The organism is Pseudomonas sp. 67(2021), assembly GCF_017491835.1.
Lineage (GTDB): Bacteria > Pseudomonadota > Gammaproteobacteria > Pseudomonadales > Pseudomonadaceae > Aquipseudomonas > Aquipseudomonas atacamensis.
In genome coordinates, this window is sequence record NZ_JAFGYL010000015.1 from 116,344 (window position 1) to 131,839 (window position 15,496).

21 protein-coding genes are annotated in these 15,496 nt (G+C 58.7%); 7 read left to right on the forward strand and 14 right to left on the reverse strand.

Annotation, left to right across the window (positions count from 1 at the left end; genetic code table 11):
* Nucleotides 1-91 precede the first annotated feature (91 nt).
* From J5M66_RS18665 to tsaA, 4 genes are all read left to right on the forward strand, one after another.
* Entirely contained in the window at nt 92-802 is a 711-nt protein-coding gene (locus tag J5M66_RS18665) for an rRNA pseudouridine synthase (RefSeq protein ID WP_207808259.1), read from the forward strand.
* Nucleotides 803-872: 70 nt separating this feature from the next.
* Entirely contained in the window at nt 873-1,340 is a 468-nt protein-coding gene (locus J5M66_RS18670) for a DUF1456 family protein (protein WP_016771408.1), read from the forward strand.
* Between the two features lie 136 nt (nt 1,341-1,476).
* Entirely contained in the window at nt 1,477-2,247 is a 771-nt protein-coding gene (locus J5M66_RS18675; protein WP_207808258.1) for an SDR family oxidoreductase, read from the forward strand.
* A gap of 183 nt (nt 2,248-2,430) precedes the next feature.
* The gene (tsaA, locus tag J5M66_RS18680) at nt 2,431-3,129 is read left to right on the forward strand and encodes a tRNA (N6-threonylcarbamoyladenosine(37)-N6)-methyltransferase TrmO (RefSeq protein WP_207808257.1); all 699 of its coding nucleotides are present in this window, start codon (nt 2,431-2,433) and stop codon (nt 3,127-3,129) included.
* Nucleotides 3,130-3,301: 172 nt separating this feature from the next.
* Here tsaA and fpr read toward each other — a convergent pair whose 3' ends face one another.
* The gene (fpr, locus tag J5M66_RS18685; RefSeq protein ID WP_007908723.1) at nt 3,302-4,081 is read right to left on the reverse strand and encodes a ferredoxin-NADP reductase; all 780 of its coding nucleotides are present in this window, start codon (nt 4,079-4,081) and stop codon (nt 3,302-3,304) included.
* Nucleotides 4,082-4,213: 132 nt separating this feature from the next.
* Between fpr and J5M66_RS18690 the strand changes: the two genes are divergently transcribed.
* Nucleotides 4,214-5,140 carry a LysR family transcriptional regulator gene (locus J5M66_RS18690; protein WP_024011881.1) on the forward strand — a complete coding sequence of 309 codons (927 nt, stop codon included), beginning with the start codon at nt 4,214-4,216 and terminating at the stop codon, nt 5,138-5,140.
* On the opposite strand, the gene J5M66_RS18695 is transcribed toward J5M66_RS18690, so the two are convergent.
* The 3 genes from J5M66_RS18695 to J5M66_RS18705 form a co-directional block, all read right to left on the reverse strand.
* A complete protein-coding gene (locus J5M66_RS18695) occupies nt 5,137-5,499 on the reverse strand; it encodes a diacylglycerol kinase (protein WP_016771411.1) in 363 nt (120 codons plus the stop codon). The two genes, J5M66_RS18690 and J5M66_RS18695, sit on opposite strands and share 4 nt — an antisense overlap.
* Nucleotides 5,500-5,573: 74 nt before the next feature.
* Nucleotides 5,574-6,224 carry a response regulator transcription factor ErdR gene (gene erdR / locus J5M66_RS18700; protein WP_123443004.1) on the reverse strand — a complete coding sequence of 217 codons (651 nt, stop codon included), beginning with the start codon at nt 6,222-6,224 and terminating at the stop codon, nt 5,574-5,576.
* Nucleotides 6,225-6,446: 222 nt separating this feature from the next.
* Nucleotides 6,447-7,193: a tRNA-uridine aminocarboxypropyltransferase gene (locus J5M66_RS18705; protein ID WP_024011879.1), complete on the reverse strand. Its 747-nt coding sequence runs from the start codon at nt 7,191-7,193 to the stop codon at nt 6,447-6,449.
* Between the two features lie 189 nt (nt 7,194-7,382).
* Between J5M66_RS18705 and J5M66_RS18710 the strand changes: the two genes are divergently transcribed.
* Entirely contained in the window at nt 7,383-7,808 is a 426-nt protein-coding gene (locus J5M66_RS18710; protein ID WP_007908738.1) for a PA3611 family quorum-sensing-regulated virulence factor, read from the forward strand.
* On the opposite strand, the gene J5M66_RS18715 is transcribed toward J5M66_RS18710, so the two are convergent.
* The gene (locus tag J5M66_RS18715) at nt 7,809-8,006 is read right to left on the reverse strand and encodes a hypothetical protein (protein ID WP_016770569.1); all 198 of its coding nucleotides are present in this window, start codon (nt 8,004-8,006) and stop codon (nt 7,809-7,811) included.
* 341 nt (nt 8,007-8,347) lie between these two features.
* On the opposite strand from J5M66_RS18715, the gene J5M66_RS18720 reads away from it, so the two are divergent.
* Nucleotides 8,348-9,463, forward strand: coding sequence for a TIGR00730 family Rossman fold protein (locus J5M66_RS18720; RefSeq protein WP_123443007.1), 1,116 nt, complete (start codon nt 8,348-8,350; stop codon nt 9,461-9,463).
* A 58-nt stretch (nt 9,464-9,521) separates the two neighbouring features.
* On the opposite strand, the gene recX is transcribed toward J5M66_RS18720, so the two are convergent.
* From recX to J5M66_RS18765, 9 genes are all read right to left on the reverse strand, one after another.
* The gene (gene recX, locus J5M66_RS18725; RefSeq protein WP_024011877.1) at nt 9,522-9,992 is read right to left on the reverse strand and encodes a recombination regulator RecX; all 471 of its coding nucleotides are present in this window, start codon (nt 9,990-9,992) and stop codon (nt 9,522-9,524) included.
* Between the two features lie 8 nt (nt 9,993-10,000).
* A complete protein-coding gene (recA, locus tag J5M66_RS18730) occupies nt 10,001-11,059 on the reverse strand; it encodes a recombinase RecA (protein ID WP_024011876.1) in 1,059 nt (352 codons plus the stop codon).
* An 83-nt stretch (nt 11,060-11,142) separates the two neighbouring features.
* On the reverse strand, nt 11,143-11,643 hold the full coding sequence (locus J5M66_RS18735; protein WP_038861108.1) for a CinA family protein: 501 nt from the start codon (nt 11,641-11,643) through the stop codon (nt 11,143-11,145).
* A 67-nt stretch (nt 11,644-11,710) separates the two neighbouring features.
* Nucleotides 11,711-12,229, reverse strand: coding sequence for a lysis system i-spanin subunit Rz (locus tag J5M66_RS18740; protein WP_207808256.1), 519 nt, complete (start codon nt 12,227-12,229; stop codon nt 11,711-11,713).
* A complete protein-coding gene (locus J5M66_RS18745; RefSeq protein ID WP_207808255.1) occupies nt 12,208-12,774 on the reverse strand; it encodes a glycoside hydrolase family 19 protein in 567 nt (188 codons plus the stop codon). The genes J5M66_RS18740 and J5M66_RS18745 overlap by 22 nt, the downstream gene beginning before the upstream one ends.
* 36 nt (nt 12,775-12,810) lie before the next feature.
* Nucleotides 12,811-13,029: a hypothetical protein gene (locus tag J5M66_RS18750; protein ID WP_207808254.1), complete on the reverse strand. Its 219-nt coding sequence runs from the start codon at nt 13,027-13,029 to the stop codon at nt 12,811-12,813.
* A gap of 11 nt (nt 13,030-13,040) precedes the next feature.
* Nucleotides 13,041-14,243, reverse strand: a complete 1,203-nt coding sequence (locus J5M66_RS18755) for a carbohydrate-binding protein CenC (RefSeq protein WP_207808253.1) — start codon at nt 14,241-14,243, stop codon at nt 13,041-13,043.
* 51 nt (nt 14,244-14,294) lie between these two features.
* A complete protein-coding gene (locus J5M66_RS18760) occupies nt 14,295-14,726 on the reverse strand; it encodes a phage tail assembly chaperone (protein WP_207808252.1) in 432 nt (143 codons plus the stop codon).
* A 2-nt stretch (nt 14,727-14,728) separates the two neighbouring features.
* Nucleotides 14,729-15,469 carry a hypothetical protein gene (locus tag J5M66_RS18765; RefSeq protein WP_207808251.1) on the reverse strand — a complete coding sequence of 247 codons (741 nt, stop codon included), beginning with the start codon at nt 15,467-15,469 and terminating at the stop codon, nt 14,729-14,731.
* Nucleotides 15,470-15,496 lie beyond the last annotated feature (27 nt).

Consider the following 15,496-nt stretch of genomic DNA (forward strand, 5'->3'; position numbering starts at 1 on the left):
CCCACATTGAATACAGCGCCTGCAAATGGAACCGGGCTTAACCGCTTCCACACAGGTACAATGCCCACCCCTTTTTTGTTACGGCCCCGTCATGACTGACCCGATTCGCCTCTCCAAACGCCTCATCGAACTGGTCGGTTGCTCCCGCCGGGAGGCCGAGCTGTTCATCGAGGGCGGCTGGGTCACCGTGGACAGCGAAGTCATCGATGAGCCGCAATTCAAGGTCGGCGAGCAAAAGGTCGAGCTCGACAAGGACGCCAAGGCCACCGCGCCGGAGCCGGTGACCATCCTGCTCAACGCGCCCGCCGGCATGGATGTCGACAGCGCCATGCAAACGCTCAGCGCCGAAACTCTCAGCGAAGAGCATCGCTACGGCAAGCGCCCGTTGCGCGGGCATTTCCTGCACCTGACTGCCAGCGCCGACCTGCAGCCCAAGGCCAGCGGCCTGCTGGTGTTCACCCAGGACTGGAAAATCCTGCGCAAGCTCACCGCCGACGCGGCGAAGATCGAGCAGGAATACATCGTCGAAGTCGAAGGTGAGATGGCTGCCCACGGCCTCAACCGTTTGCAGCATGGCCTGACCCACAAGGGCAAAGAGCTGCCGCCGGTGAAGGCCAGTTGGCAGAACGAAAACCGCCTGCGCTTCGCCATGAAAAACCCGCAGCCGGGAATCATCGCGCAGTTCTGCGAAGCGGTCGGCCTGAAGGTCATCGGCATCCGCCGCATCCGCATCGGCGGCGTGTCGATCGGCAAAGTCCCGGTCGGCCAATGGCGCTACCTGTCCGGCAAAGAGAAGTTCTGAGACTTCCACTGCCGCCCCACATTCCGGCAGCGCCCGCGAGCGCTGCCCACAACGCATCAGGAATACCGACATGGTTCATAACGACGTACTGCGCAGCGTGCGCTACATGCTCGACATCAGCGACAAGAAAGTTGTCGAGATCATCAAACTGGGCGGCATGGACGTCACGCTCGCCGATGTCATCACCTGGCTCGACAAGAAAGAAGAAGACGAAGAAGGCTTCGTGCGCTGCCCGGACGAAGTCATCGCGCACTTCCTCGACGGTCTGGTGATCTTCAAGCGCGGCAAGGACGAAAGCCGTCCGCCGCAACCGATCGAAGTGCCGGTGACCAACAACATCATCCTGAAAAAACTGCGCGTGGCCTTCGAACTGAAAGAAGACGACATGCACGCGATCCTCAAGGCTGCCGAGTTTCCGGTGTCCAAGCCTGAGCTGAGCGCGCTGTTCCGCAAGGTCGGCCACACCAACTACCGTCCTTGTGGCGACCAGTTGCTGCGTAATTTCCTCAAAGGGCTCACGCTGCGCGTGAGAGCCTGAAAACAGCTGCAAGCTACAAGCTACAAGCTACAAGCGGCAAGGCGGAGCACGGTGTTTGACTTGCCGCTTGTAGCTTGCAGCTCGAAGCTGGCCGCATGGCCTAGAGTGTACTGATCCCTAATCTTCAGGACTCGCCATGCATCCCTACTTTTCCCTGCAAGGCCGCACCGCTCTGGTGACAGGCGGAACCCGTGGTATCGGCAAGATGATCGCCAAGGCCTTCGTCGAGGCCGGCGCCCATGTCTACGTGTGCTCGCGCGACGTCGAAGCCTGTCATCAAACCGCGGAAGAACTAGGCGCCCTGGGCACTTGCCACGGTGTGGCGGCGAATCTGGCCACCGAAGACGGCGTGCGGGAATTGGCCGCGCGTCTGGGTGAGCAGATCACTCATCTGGACATTCTGGTGAACAACGCCGGCACCACGTGGGGGGCGCCGCTGGAGAGTTATCCGGTCAAGGGCTGGGAAAAGGTCATGCAGCTCAACGTGACCTCGGTGTTCAGTTGCATCCAGCAGTTCCTGCCGTTGCTGCGCAAGGCCGGTTCGGCGGCGAATCCGGCGCGGATCATCAATATCGGTTCGGTGGCGGGGATTTCTTCGTTTGGCGAGCACGCATATGCCTATGGGCCGAGCAAGGCCGCCCTGCATCAGTTATCGCGCATTCTGGCGCGAGAACTGGTGAGCCAGCACATCAACGTCAACGTGATTGCGCCGGGACGGTTTCCGAGCAAGATGACCCAGCATATTGGTAATGATGAGCAGGCGTTGGCTGAGGATACTGCGCTGATTCCGATGAAGCGCTGGGGGCGTGAGGAAGAGATGGCGGCGCTGGCGATCAGCCTGGCGAGTACGGCGGGGGCTTATATGACCGGGAATATCATTCCGCTGGATGGTGGGTTCAGCCTCTGACATCGGCGGTGTGACTATCGCTGGCAAGCCAGCTCCCACAGGGTTCTTGGGTGCTTGAATAATCTAGGTTCACTCACAAATTTGTGGGAGCTGGCTTGCCAGCGATGGCGTCCGCCCTGTCACCACCAGACTTGAAGCAAGCCGGGTTATCATGCCCGCCCGACCCCGCTTCGATCCCAGACCATGACTTACAGCGTCTCCCCCATCGGCTTCGTGCGCTCCTGCTTCAAGGAGAAGTTCGCCATCCCCCGCCAGCCGCAACTGGCACCGGCCGCCCGTGGCGTGCTGGAACTGGTCGCGCCGTTCGATCAGGGTGACGCCGTGCAGGGGCTGGAGCAGGTCAGTCATGTCTGGCTGTTGTTTCTGTTCCATCAGGCGCTCGAAGACAAGCCACGCCTGAAGGTGCGCCCGCCTCGCCTGGGCGGTAACAAGTCGATGGGCGTGTTTGCCACCCGCGCCACGCACCGCCCCAACGGCATTGGCCAGTCGGTGGTAAAGCTGGACAGAGTCGAAGGTAATCGGCTGTTTATCTCCGGGATCGATCTGCTCGACGGCACGCCGGTGCTGGATATCAAACCCTATGTGCCGTATGCCGACATCATCCCGGGGGCGACCAATGACATCGCCAGCGCCGCGCCGCAGTTGATCGACGTGCAGTGGGCGGATTCGGCTTTGAAACAGGCGCACGCCCACGCTCAGCGGCTCGATGAGCCGTTGGTTGAGCTGATCGAGCAGTGCCTGGCGCAGGATCCGCGTCCGGCGTATCAGACGCCGGCGCCGGAACGTGAATATGGTGCACAGTTCTGGGACCTGGACGTGCGCTGGCATTACCCGACGCCCGAACAGATCCGCGTGCTGGAAGTCATCCCGGCCGAGGCATAAAGCCCGCAAACGAAAAAGCCCGCGCTGCCTTCTCAGGCAACGCGGGCTTCTACTGTCACACCGAAAAACCAACTGTGGGAGCGAGCCTGCTCGCGAAGGCGTCGTGTCATGCAACATCAACGTTGATGACAGACCGCATTCGCGAGCGGGCTCGCTCCACAGATATCGCAGGTTATTTTTCGACGAACGCACGCTCGATCAGGTAATCACCCGGCTCGCGCATCCGCGCCGAGATCTTCAGGCCGAAGCTGTCGAGCACTTCGCTGGTCTCGTCGAGCATGCTCGGGCTGCCGCAGATCATCGCGCGGTCGTCCTGCGGGTTGATCGGTGGCAGGCCGATGTCGCTGAACAGCTTGCCGCTGCGCATCAGGTCAGTCAGGCGGCCCTGATTCTCGAACGGCTCGCGGGTCACGGTCGGGTAGTAGATCAACTTGTCACGCAGCGCTTCGCCAAAGAACTCGTTCTGCGGCAGGTGCTCAGTGATGAATTCGCGGTAAGCGACTTCGTTGACGTAGCGCACACCGTGAACCAGGATCACTTTCTCAAAGCGCTCGTAGGTTTCCGGGTCCTGAATGACGCTCATGAACGGCGCCAGACCGGTACCGGTGCTCAGCAGGTACAGGTGCTTGCCCGGGTTCAGGTCATCAAGAACCAGCGTGCCGGTAGGCTTCTTCGAGATGATGATCTCGTCGCCTTCCTTCAAGTGCTGCAGCTGGGAGGTCAGCGGACCATCCTGCACTTTGATGCTGAAGAACTCGAGATGCTCTTCCCAGTTCGGGCTGGCGATCGAGTAAGCGCGCATAAGCGGGCGGCCGTTGGGCTGTTGCAGGCCGATCATCACGAACTGACCGTTCTCGAAGCGCAGACCCGGATCGCGGGTGCACTTGAAGCTGAACAGAGTGTCGTTCCAGTGATGAACACTGAGGACACGCTCGTGGTTCATGTTGCTCATGTACGTTTGACTCCTGGAGATTGGTCTGCGCGGCTCAATGAGGCTTAACGTGCGCAATTGCATCGCATTCTAATAGCGACGACAATATCTGTTAACTGGATTATTAAGATAAGGGTTATCGGTTATATCGATATGCGATTTACTCTCCGTCAACTGCAAGTCTTCGTCGCCGTCGCCCAGCAGGAAAGCGTATCCCGTGCTGCGGGTCTGCTCAACCTCTCGCAATCGGCGGCCAGCACTTCGATCACCGAGCTCGAGCGCCAGTCCAGCTGCCAGCTGTTCGACCGCGCCGGCAAACGCCTGAGCCTCAACGCCCTGGGCAAACAACTGTTGCCGCAAGCGGTCGCCCTGCTCGACCAGGCCAAGGAAATCGAAGACCTGCTCAATGGCAAATCCGGTTTCGGCTCTTTATCAGTGGGGGCGACGCTGACCATTGGCAACTATCTGGCCACCCTGCTGATCGGCAGCTTCATGCAGCGGCACCCCGAAAGTCAGGTCAAGCTGCACGTGCAGAACACTGCCAATATCGTGCAACAGGTCGCCCACTACGAAATTGATCTGGGTCTGATTGAAGGCGATTGCAGCCACCCGGACATCGAAGTGCAGAGTTGGGTCGAGGATGAGCTGGTGGTGTTTTGCGCGCCGCAGCATCCGTTGGCCAAACGCGGCAGTGCGACGATGGAAGAGCTGACCCATGAGGCATGGATTCTGCGGGAACAGGGTTCCGGCACGCGGCTGACCTTCGACCAGGCCATGCGTCACCATCGCAGCGCGCTGAATATTCGCCTGGAGCTGGAACACACCGAAGCGATCAAGCGCGCAGTGGAATCTGGCTTGGGGATTGGCTGCATTTCGCGGCTGGCGCTGCGCGATGCCTTCCGGCGCGGCAGTCTGGTGCCGGTAGAGACGCCTGATCTGGATCTGGCCCGGCAGTTCTATTTCATCTGGCACAAACAGAAATACCAGACCTCGGCCATGCGCGAGTTTCTCGAGCTGTGCCGCGCCTTCACCGCCGGGGTGCAGCGCAGCGACGAGATCGTGTTGCCGACCATTGCTTAAAGCAGAATCACCGCCCACACCAGCCCAATCATGCTCAACGCCACGAACTGCGCGGCGCTGCCCATGTCCTTGGCGTTTTTCGACAGCGGGTGCAATTCCAGCGAGATGCGGTCAATGGCCGCTTCCACCGCCGAATTCAGCAGCTCGACAATCAGCGCCAGCAAACACACCGCGATCAACACCGCCTGCTCGACCCGGCTGACATTGAGGAAGAATGTCAGCGGAATCAGCACCACGTTGAGCAGCACCAGTTGGCGGAATGCCGCTTCGCCGGTGAAGGCGGCGCGCAGGCCATCGAGCGAATAGCCGGACGCGTTGAGGATGCGTTTCAGGCCGGTCTGGCCCTTGAAAGGTGACATAAGGAAGAAACCAACCAAAAAGGAGTGGGGAAGCTAGATCAACAAAAGTCAAAAAAGCGTGAAATCGCCAGCCATCACTGGCTGGGAATTGACTCAAGTTGTTGCAGCAGTAAAGCCGCTTGCGTGCGAGTGCGCACATTCAATTTGCGAAAGATCGCCGTGACGTGGGCCTTGATGGTCGCTTCCGACACGCTCAACTCATAAGCGATCTGTTTGTTCAGCAATCCCTCGCAGACCATGGTCAGCACGCGGAATTGTTGCGGCGTAAGGCTAGCCAGTCCATCGCTGGCAGCTTTCGCCTCATCCGAGACGCTGACTGCTTCGAACGCTTGCGGCGGCCAGAACACGTCGCCATCAAGCACCTTGCGCACCGCTTGCTGAATCACGCTCAGATCGCTGGATTTGGGAATGAAGCCACTGGCGCCGAACTCGCGGGACTTGACCATCACCGAAGCTTCTTCCTGGGCCGAGACCATCACCACCGGAATCTGCGGATACTGCCCGCGCAGCAGCACCAGTCCGGAAAAACCATAGGCGCCGGGCATGTTCAGATCCAGCAGGACCAGATCCCAGTCAGCCTTTTCGGTCAGGCGCGCTTCCAGTTCGGCGATGCTCGCCACTTCCACCAGTCGCACGTCCGGGCCAAGGCCCAGCGTCACCGCTTGGTGCAGGGCGCTGCGAAACAGGGGGTGATCATCGGCAATCAGGATGTCGTATGTGGCCATTTTTCAAATGATCCTGTTTTTGATGGCAGACGCGGTAGATTCCGGTCTGGCCAAAGCAACTCGAGACAGCGCTTGGAAGCGATATCACAGGGGCACGTTCGACGCCAATCAACAGCAAACACGGCGTCTCAAACCTTGGCCGCACCCTAATCGGCGCCAAGCATGCCCAGCGCAGCCGGGGTGGTCAAGCAAGATGGCCAGCGCTGTCGACAGTATGGGCCACTATCGGGCCAACTCCGGCTGCGGCTTTCGTATATAGGGCAGCAGCTCGGCGTGAGCGGGGGTCGATTCATTCATGTCCAGTTGCTGCTTGGCACCGAGGTAATGCTGGCTGAACACATCGAAATAGGCGTCCAGCGCCGAGGCGGCATCGCTGTCACCGGCCAATTCCAGGCACAACGCCGCGACTTCGGCGGTGCACAGATGCTCGCTACGGGTCGAACGGCGCAGGCGATAGCGCGAGAGTTTGTCGGGCAGCAGGCTGAGGATCGGCAAGCGGTCGAAATATGGACTCTTGCGAAAGATCTTGCGCGCCTCGGTCCAGGTCGCATCCAGCAGTATGAACAGCGGGCGCTTGCTGCTATCGACTGTCACCGTGTTGGTCACCCGCGACGGTTCGACATACTCACCCGGAAACACCAGATACGGCTGCCATTGCGGATCGTTGAGCAGTGCAAGCATCTGCGGGTCGGGCTCGGTGCGTGACCAGATGAACGCATGGTTGTCGCGCACCACATCGGCAATCAGCCAACCGGTGTTGCTTGGCTTGAATACTTCCTTGCCGGTCATGATCAGGCACACGCCGGAACGGGTGTCGACGCTTGGCCGCCACGCGCACAGGCAATGACTGATGATGACCCGGCAATCGCGGCAACGCTCGGAGCGAAAGCCGCGCGCCTGAATCGGCTTGATGCCTTCGTCCTCACGCTGATCGCGCAGGCGGGCCACGGCGTTGGGGGCATGGTTCATCGCAGGCAACACCGGCAGACAGGGAAACTCGACACGAACGACACTCGGCAGGGCAATAAAGGCCGGCAGTTTACCAGAGCGACGGCCACAAGCCTGTACCGTCCAGACCGGCTCCCCTATAATTCGCCGCCACTGAACGCACCGCCCCGTGACGGGTCGAACCACCAGTCACCGAATCAGGAGAGTTTCATGCTGCGCCTTATCGTTCCCACCGCTGCCATTCTGCTGGCGTCGTCCTTTACCGCTCAGGCTGCGTCCCTGAGTGAGCAGAATCTGAACCGAGAGCTGCGCAACGTCGCCGCCCAAAGCAGCGTCGGCACGCCACGGGCGATCAATGAAGACATTCTTGATCAAGGCTACACCGTCGAAGGCACGCAGCTGATCAACCATCTGAGCGTGCAAAAGAGCCACGCCGACAAGATGCGCGCCGATCCCAAGGCTGTGTATTTCCAGTTGGGCGCGTCGGTGTGCAACAACCCGTCGTACCGCAAGCTGATGGCCAAGGGCGCGATCATGCGCTACGACTTCACCGAAGTGAAAACCAACAAAGCGATCGGCTCGGCCAGCTATCAGGAATCCGATTGCCCGAAAGCCGCGCCAGCGAAGAAGAAGTAATCAGCGCGAAGCCTTGGCGCGCCGCTGCTCATCCTCGGCGCGCAATTCCGCCACCAGCGCCTGCAGATAGCGCGACCGACGCTCGCCGCCGGCCAATCGTCGGCAGCACTCTTCTTCGAGACTCAATTGATGCGTCTCGGCCGACTCTTGCAACATCCGATACAGCTGCGTATCGATCTCCAGAACCACTCTGACCATGCATCCCGCCTCCTTGCCACCCACGAATCCTTGAATTGCCTCGCCTTGCGCAAACGCAAGGTTGTCTTGCGACATCTGTATTTGAGTAAATCAGAGTGATGGCCCTTTGCGACACGTTCAGACGAGCGGCAAGGCTTGGGCGCAAATCAGTAATCGGTTGCCAGGCAAAACGTTACAGCGCACTGTTCAAGTCAGCGCGAATGCGTGCGAGGGTCTAAATTGAGAGTATTCCCGATCATTCGTTAACGGCAGAAATGGAACTGCCGGCCCTGTGTGTTTTTGCAGTGCGACCCGGACGCTGGTTGTCAGGGCTAACCGCTCTGTACAGAAGGAGACGTTGAATGCCTTATCAACCGAATGACCTCTTGAGCCGTCATTTTCAAGAAAGCGGCGACCTCATCAGCCAGGTCGAAGCCCAACTCAACCGTGTTTCCACCGACAGCCCGAACATCCCCATCTACCGCGACATGATCCTGACCGTGCTGCGCATGGCTCAGGAAGACCACAACCGCTGGAACGCCAAGATCACCCTGCAAGCCCTGCGTGAACTGGAGCAGGCGTTCCGCGTGCTCGAACAATTCAAGGGCCGGCGCAAAGTCACCGTGTTCGGCTCGGCACGTACGCCAGTGGAACATCCGCTATACGCGATGGCCCGCGAACTCGGCGCAGCGCTGACGCGTGCAGAGATGATGGTCATCACTGGCGCCGGCGGCGGCATCATGGCCGCCGCCCACGAAGGAGCCGGACGTGACCACAGTTTGGGTTTCAACATCACCCTGCCCTTCGAACAACATGCCAACCCCACCGTCAACGGCACCGATAATCTGTTGCCCTTCCACTTTTTCTTCACCCGCAAACTGTTCTTCGTCAAAGAGGCAGACGCGCTGGTACTGTGCCCGGGCGGTTTCGGCACCCTTGATGAAGCGCTGGAAGTGCTGACGCTGATTCAGACCGGCAAAAGCCCATTGGTGCCGGTGGTGTTGCTGGATGTTCCGGGCGGTACCTTCTGGCAAGGTGCGCTGGACTTCATCCGCAATCAGCTGGAAGAAAACCGCTATATCCTGCCGACCGATATGAAGTTGATGCGATTGGTTTACAGCGTTGAAGAAGCGGTGGAGGAGATCAATCAGTTCTATAGCAACTTCCACTCCAGTCGCTGGCTCAAGCGGCAATTTGTAATTCGCATGAACCACAAACTCAGCGACCAAGCACTGACGCAGATGCAGGAAGAGTTCGCCGACCTGTGCCTGAGCGACGAGTTTCATCAACACGCCTACAGCGGTGAAGAACACGACGATGCACAGTTCAGCCACCTGACGCGGCTGGCGTTTGCCTTCAATGGCCGTACCCATGGTCGTCTAAGGGAGTTGGTGGACTTTATCAACCTGCCGGAAAACTGGGCCGATTCGAAACCGCCCACTGCACAACGCTCACGCGAGCCTTTCAACGTAATTTGAAGGCAAAAAAAAGGCCCGCTATTTTCTAAAAAATAGCGGGCTTTTTTGTTAAATCGGCCTAATCGTCCATCCCTCGACCGCTGAACAAGCGGTTGATCATCTCCATCGAGAAACCCCGATACGCTAGAAATCGGCCTTGCTTGGCCCGTTCTTTCGCATCAATCGGTAAATGTCCGGAGAACTTGCGTTGCCAAGTATCCTGAAGCTGCGCCTGCCAGTTGATACCGCTTTCGCGCAGGGCGATTTCGATATCGGTACGTTGCAAACCCCGCTGGCTGAGCTCCTCGCGAATTCGCAGGGGGCCATAGCCGGAACGGGCACGGTAGGAGACAAAACTTTCAAGGTAACGGGCTTCGGAAAGCAGCCCCTCTTCCGTCAAACGGTCGAGGGCTGTTTCGATCAGCTCCGCCTCGGCGCCGCGCTGACGCAGCTTACGCGTCAACTCGACTCGACCATGCTCGCGACGTGCGAGCAGGTCCATGGCGGTTCGCCGCACCGCGACGAGGGTATCCAGTACGGCGGTGGTCATCGCTGGTATCAGAGGTCAGCGTCGGCCAGGTCGTCTTCGGTCTCTTTGACCGCCGAGGCCTTGGAGTCCGCGATCACCGCTGGCGACAGCAGCTTGTCACGCAGCTGCTTCTCGAGCTTCGCGGCAATTTCCGGGTTGTCCGCCAGGAACTTGGCCGAGTTGGCCTTGCCCTGACCGATCTTGGTGCCTTCGTAGGCGTACCAGGCGCCGGACTTCTCGACGAAACCGTGCAGCACACCCAGGTCGATCATCTCGCCGTTGAGGTAGATGCCTTTGCCGTAAAGAATCTGGAACTCGGCCTGACGGAACGGCGAAGCCACCTTGTTCTTCACAACCTTGACGCGGGTTTCGCTGCCGACCACTTCGTCGCCTTCCTTCACCGCGCCGGTACGGCGGATGTCGAGACGAACCGAGGCGTAGAACTTCAGCGCGTTACCACCGGTGGTGGTTTCCGGGCTGCCGAACATCACGCCGATCTTCATACGGATCTGGTTGATGAAGATGACCAGGCAGTTGGCGTTCTTGATGTTACCGGTGATTTTACGCAGCGCCTGAGACATCAGACGTGCTTGCAGGCCGACGTGCATGTCGCCCATTTCACCTTCGATTTCAGCCTTCGGTACCAGTGCCGCCACGGAGTCGACGATGATCACGTCAACGGCGTTGGAGCGCACCAGCATGTCGGTGATTTCCAGGGCCTGTTCGCCGGTGTCCGGCTGGGAAACCAGCAGATCATCGACGTTGACGCCCAGCTTGCCGGCGTACTCTGGATCGAGTGCGTGTTCGGCGTCGACGAATGCGCAGGTCGCGCCGGCTTTCTGCGCCTGGGCGATCACGGACAAAGTCAGTGTGGTTTTACCGGAGGATTCAGGACCGTAGATTTCAACAATACGGCCTTTTGGCAGACCGCCGATGCCGAGTGCGATATCCAGACCCAGAGAGCCAGTAGAGATGGCCGGGATCGCCTGACGGTCCTGATCGCCCATACGCATTACGGCACCCTTGCCGAATTGACGTTCGATCTGACCCAGGGCCGCAGCCAAGGCTTTCTTCTTGTTGTCGTCCATTAAAGTCCTCACGTAATCAATAAGGCCTGACGGCCAACACCTGTATAAGTAGCCAGTATTATTCCACAGCGTTCGAAGATCGCCTACCCCTGATTTTCGATTTCTCGTGCCGCTAGTCGCACAAGCCCCTCTAGCGCGGCCTTCACCGTTTGTCGGCGGACCTCATCACGGTTGCCGGGGAAGTGCTGAACCTCACTGTAAACCTCATCGCCAACACCCCAGGCCAGCCATACCGTGCCCACTGGCTTGTTCGGCGTGCCGCCGTCGGGGCCGGCAACACCGCTGACCGCCACGGCAAAATGCGCCAGGCTGTGCTGCTGCGCACCGCGCACCATGGCCTCGACCACTTCGCGACTGACCGCCCCTACCGTCTCGAACAAATCGCCCGGCACATCCAGCTGCCGGGTCTTCTGCCGATTGGAATACGTCACGTACCCCGCTTCAAACCAGGCCGAACTGCCCGGAATCCGCGTAATCGCTTCGGCAATCCCGCCACCTGTGCAGGACTCGGCGGTAGTGACATGGGCATTGAGCACTTGCAGACGTCGGCCCAGTTCTGCGGCCAGTTGGGTGGTCTCTTTCACGGCGAGCTCCGGATCGTGTGGAATGCCTTCACCGTACACGAGCCGGCCATGCTTTCAATACACAGAATCATTCAAGATGTTCGGGCGCCAGCGCTCTGACATAGGCCTGACAGGCCTGCAGGGCAATCAATCCGCGGTCGCCGGTGTCGGTGATGGCGATAATTCGTTGAGCATGCGCCGGGTCAAGTCGGGCGCGTACGGTTGCAGAATCCACGCCGCTGGTGCCGGCGGTGGCTGGCATCGCACCGCCATGGGCAACGTCGCCGGCGTCGAGAAGGACTGACAGCCGCACATCGGCAGTAGCAAGGCGATCGCGCAGGCGATCCTGATCACGTTGGGCATCGCTCAGCGCTCGATAATGGGTTTGCTCACTGGCCGCGAGCCGCTGCTCCAGTGCAAGGCGTTTGTCCTGCTCGGCCTGTTGTGCGCTCGCGGCGGTCAGAGTGAGTTGATTTTGCGTTTCGGCGTTTAACCGCGCCTGCTCGGCCAATTGCCGCCCGTAGCGCCAGTCCTGAAACTGCCAGGCTGCTGCAAACGCCCCGGCCACCAGCAGCAACAGACCCATCACGCGCCAGGAGCCGGACATAGCACCGCCCTCGCCCGTGCCCAGATCTCGAGTCGATCCTGCAAGCCGTTCAACCCGCCGTTGATCCGCCGGGTGATGGTGTTGAACTGATCGCGATCGGCCAGTTCGTTCAAGCCCTTCTGCCTCCAGAACCACGCCGCCGATTCGGCCGCCCATTGCGGTTGCTCGAGCAGTTCGGGCAATGCCAACAGGCGCTCATCGCCAAACAAGCCGAGACTGCACTGACGATAATTTGCCCGGCCGGTGATCTGAATCAGTCCACGCCCGCGATACTTTTGCCCGTCGCCGTCGGCTTCCGGAGTATTGCCCAGACGCAGCGCCAGCGTGCCGGTGTCGTATTTGCTCAGGTACTGGTTGTTGCCCAGTTCGCGCACGTAGCGCAATTGGCCCGACTCGTGACCGACCTGTGCTAGAAACACAGCGATGCGCTTGGGCGTATCGATGCGATGCCTGGCCATCGCGGTGTTGAGCGGCGAAACAAAAACGCCCGCTTGGGAGCGGGCGTTGGGCATGATGTCGGTAAGGTGTTTTTCAGTTAATTGCATGATGCTTGATCCTCCCTGGATGTTGCCCCGATTGAATCACGGCTGGCGGCTGATGCTTGCCAGCCATTTATTTGCCAGAGTTTTCAGGGGGCCGGTCGCACCAGTTTCCGCGAGTCCCCCATCCGCCGGTAGCACCTGCCCGCCCGAGAGCTGCCACTGCTGGAACTCTAGCCAGTCGCGATTATTGGAGTCCTGTGGAATAAACGCACAGTCAGCCAGGCGCAACACGCCACAAGCGCTTAGTTGGTAAGCCATGAGTGTCGCTCCTAGATTTCAGCGTCCGCTGTCCATTCCAGTTGCAGAGTCTGCCCCGGTGCGCTGCCGACTGGCGTGACAGTGGCAAAAGAAATACTACGATCCGTTACGCCTTGAAGTAGCGTGCCGGTGCAAGCTTTGCTGATCGTTTGATTCCAGACCTGGTTACTGCTGTCCGCCGGGCTATAGGCAGTAACCGTCGGTTGAACCCTTTTCTGAACCAGAAAGCCGATCGTCATCCCGTATTGGCCGGTATTTCCTGCCGGAACCTGAGTAAACGTCGAGATACAGGTATTGGTGCCATTATTGGCTTTGACCGGCAACCCGGAAGCAAATGACTTTTCATAATAGCGCTGACATAACGCCAGCTCCTGCGCTAAGGGACGAAGTTCAAAGGGCGTGGATACAGGCCCCTCCTCCAATTGGACCTGTGTCAGATCGACCGTTTGCAGCACGTTGAGAGGTAGATCGAACGCCAATGTCAGACAGTCGCCGCTGCCTTGCATTTTCCCCGCAATGACAGGCACTTGAAACGTTGCGGTGTAGCGCGTCCACACTGGGTTCAGTTGAAACGTATCAATCAATTTCCCAACGGCTGCCGATCCACCCACCCCGAATTGCTGCGCAATTGTTATTTGCAAAGGCCGCACGGCATCGGATCGAGCCCAAAATGTCAGCGTTGCCGTTTTTCCGGCGAGCGTTCTGACCGACTCTATATTCTGGGAAATTTTGTGAACGGTAGCTCCCGCCCCTGCGGACGTTTGCTGCCAGCGCAGGAAACAGGCCGGTTCATCAGAGACCTCGCCTTGCCCGAGAGCAAAATTTTGCCGCGTGATGCTCACTCCGGCATTTCCGTTCCAGTCACAACGGAAACGATCAGCCACGTACCCGCCGACATTTGGCGCCTGATTGCTCCCACCACGCTGCCAGATTCTGAAATCGCCATTGATCAACAGATTCTTGCGATAGACCTGCACCGGAAACGCTTGCAGCGGATCAGGTCTGGACAACTGTCGAATGGCCTGGGCCAACTGATCAGTCTGCTGTTCGTCCGGACTCAACCCCGCTGCGGTAATTGCGCTGAGTATTTCCTGCGTGACACTGTTGCCCCAGCTCGCTGGAATCAGCGAGCCGGGTGTACCGGCGATCGCGTCCTCGTCAACGAACTTGCCGTTGACCAGGCCAGAGCCGGGGACGCTTTTTGGGTAATCCACGTGAGTATTCCTTGAAGATTTTTTGTGCGCTGCGCTTTTTCAGCCCGTAACTCAGCTGTTTGCGAGCATCGCTATTTCAAGCCAATCGGGTTCCAGCGGACGCGAGCGACTCTGCGGAAACTCCGGATCATCAGGCCAGTCGCGCAACGCTTGTCGATAAGCCAAAAGTTGTCTGTATTCCTCGGTACGCAGTGTCGTGCCCCCACCCGTTTCCAACTCTTCCATATCGCGAATCACCAACCACTGAGTCAGCTGCAACTGGTTGTCCCGCCACACACGTTCAAGGGAGGCGGCAGTTTGCTCGGCCAGCAGGATTCGTTCCGGGCGTCCGTCTTTATCGAGAGAAAGAACGGTTCCCTTGGGTGCATTTGATATCAGCGCGCAATACTCGCCTTCGCTTAATTCATAAGCGTCTGCCGGTATGTTCAGGCCATGCAGTTGCGAATGATAAAAGCCGCTGGTTTGCGGAGAAAAACAATACATATTCAATACCCCACGCCGATGATCCGCGCGGAAATCGAAACATTAGCGTAATCAGGGCAACGCACATTGATGCCCACTTGTCGACTTACCGAGGACACCGCATTCCAGGTGAGAAATGTCGCCGTTGAAGTCCCCTCATGGGTTGCAACCGCAAGGAACAATGCATTGGGAAATGCCAACGGCCACAAATTGAGTTCACCGTTGTTATTGTTAGCGGTCTGACTGGCACTTCCGTTGATCCATTGGATGATCAGACCGCCCATCCAGGACGGAAATACCAGGTACCCAGAGGGACCGAGTCTCACCATGAACCCGAGTCGGAGTTTCCTGGGAGTGACCATGACCGAATCACTGGCGCCAGCATTGACCTCCGCTTGAGAAGCGACTCTTGCTGCCCCGGTTATCGTCTCGGTTGCTTGCAAAACTTTTTTGCCAATGGCTTGGAAGACTCGCAACGGAGTCATCAGTTTTGTCGAATTCGAACCCGACTCCGCGTCTTCCTGAGTAGCCAGGCTTTCGTTTTGTCTCTTCTGAATCAACGCGTTGATCGCTGATCGAAGCTGCGTGTTATCGCCTTCGTCCGCTGCTGCGCCTGAACTTTTGATAACTTCAAGAATTTCCTGCGTCACGCTGTTACCCCAACTTGCAGGAATCAGCGAACCGGGCGTGCCTGTGACGGGGTCTTCATCGACGAATCTGCCATTCACCAAACCGACACTTGCCACACTTTTTGGGTAATCCATTTTTCATCTCCTTGTTTGAACTTACGT

Excerpts from the sequence above, each read along its gene's own strand:
- J5M66_RS18740 (WP_207808256.1), bottom strand. The coding sequence starts at position 12,229 with ATGTCCGGCTCCTGGCGCGTGATGGGTCTGTTGCTGCTGGTGGCCGGG.
- tsaA (WP_207808257.1), top strand. The coding sequence starts at position 2,431 with ATGACTTACAGCGTCTCCCCCATCGGCTTCGTGCGCTCCTGCTTCAAG.
- J5M66_RS18760 (WP_207808252.1), bottom strand. The coding sequence starts at position 14,726 with ATGTATTGTTTTTCTCCGCAAACCAGCGGCTTTTATCATTCGCAACTG.
- J5M66_RS18690 (WP_024011881.1), top strand. The coding sequence starts at position 4,214 with ATGCGATTTACTCTCCGTCAACTGCAAGTCTTCGTCGCCGTCGCCCAG.
- J5M66_RS18675 (WP_207808258.1), top strand. The coding sequence starts at position 1,477 with ATGCATCCCTACTTTTCCCTGCAAGGCCGCACCGCTCTGGTGACAGGC.
- J5M66_RS18695 (WP_016771411.1), bottom strand. The coding sequence starts at position 5,499 with ATGTCACCTTTCAAGGGCCAGACCGGCCTGAAACGCATCCTCAACGCG.
- J5M66_RS18665 (WP_207808259.1), top strand. The coding sequence starts at position 92 with ATGACTGACCCGATTCGCCTCTCCAAACGCCTCATCGAACTGGTCGGT.
- J5M66_RS18745 (WP_207808255.1), bottom strand. The coding sequence starts at position 12,774 with ATGCAATTAACTGAAAAACACCTTACCGACATCATGCCCAACGCCCGC.
- recX (WP_024011877.1), bottom strand. The coding sequence starts at position 9,992 with ATGACCACCGCCGTACTGGATACCCTCGTCGCGGTGCGGCGAACCGCC.
- erdR (WP_123443004.1), bottom strand. The coding sequence starts at position 6,224 with ATGGCCACATACGACATCCTGATTGCCGATGATCACCCCCTGTTTCGC.
- J5M66_RS18765 (WP_207808251.1), bottom strand. The coding sequence starts at position 15,469 with ATGGATTACCCAAAAAGTGTGGCAAGTGTCGGTTTGGTGAATGGCAGA.
- J5M66_RS18715 (WP_016770569.1), bottom strand. The coding sequence starts at position 8,006 with ATGGTCAGAGTGGTTCTGGAGATCGATACGCAGCTGTATCGGATGTTG.
- J5M66_RS18750 (WP_207808254.1), bottom strand. The coding sequence starts at position 13,029 with ATGGCTTACCAACTAAGCGCTTGTGGCGTGTTGCGCCTGGCTGACTGT.
- fpr (WP_007908723.1), bottom strand. The coding sequence starts at position 4,081 with ATGAGCAACATGAACCACGAGCGTGTCCTCAGTGTTCATCACTGGAAC.
- J5M66_RS18710 (WP_007908738.1), top strand. The coding sequence starts at position 7,383 with ATGCTGCGCCTTATCGTTCCCACCGCTGCCATTCTGCTGGCGTCGTCC.
- J5M66_RS18670 (WP_016771408.1), top strand. The coding sequence starts at position 873 with ATGGTTCATAACGACGTACTGCGCAGCGTGCGCTACATGCTCGACATC.
- recA (WP_024011876.1), bottom strand. The coding sequence starts at position 11,059 with ATGGACGACAACAAGAAGAAAGCCTTGGCTGCGGCCCTGGGTCAGATC.
- J5M66_RS18720 (WP_123443007.1), top strand. The coding sequence starts at position 8,348 with ATGCCTTATCAACCGAATGACCTCTTGAGCCGTCATTTTCAAGAAAGC.
- J5M66_RS18705 (WP_024011879.1), bottom strand. The coding sequence starts at position 7,193 with ATGAACCATGCCCCCAACGCCGTGGCCCGCCTGCGCGATCAGCGTGAG.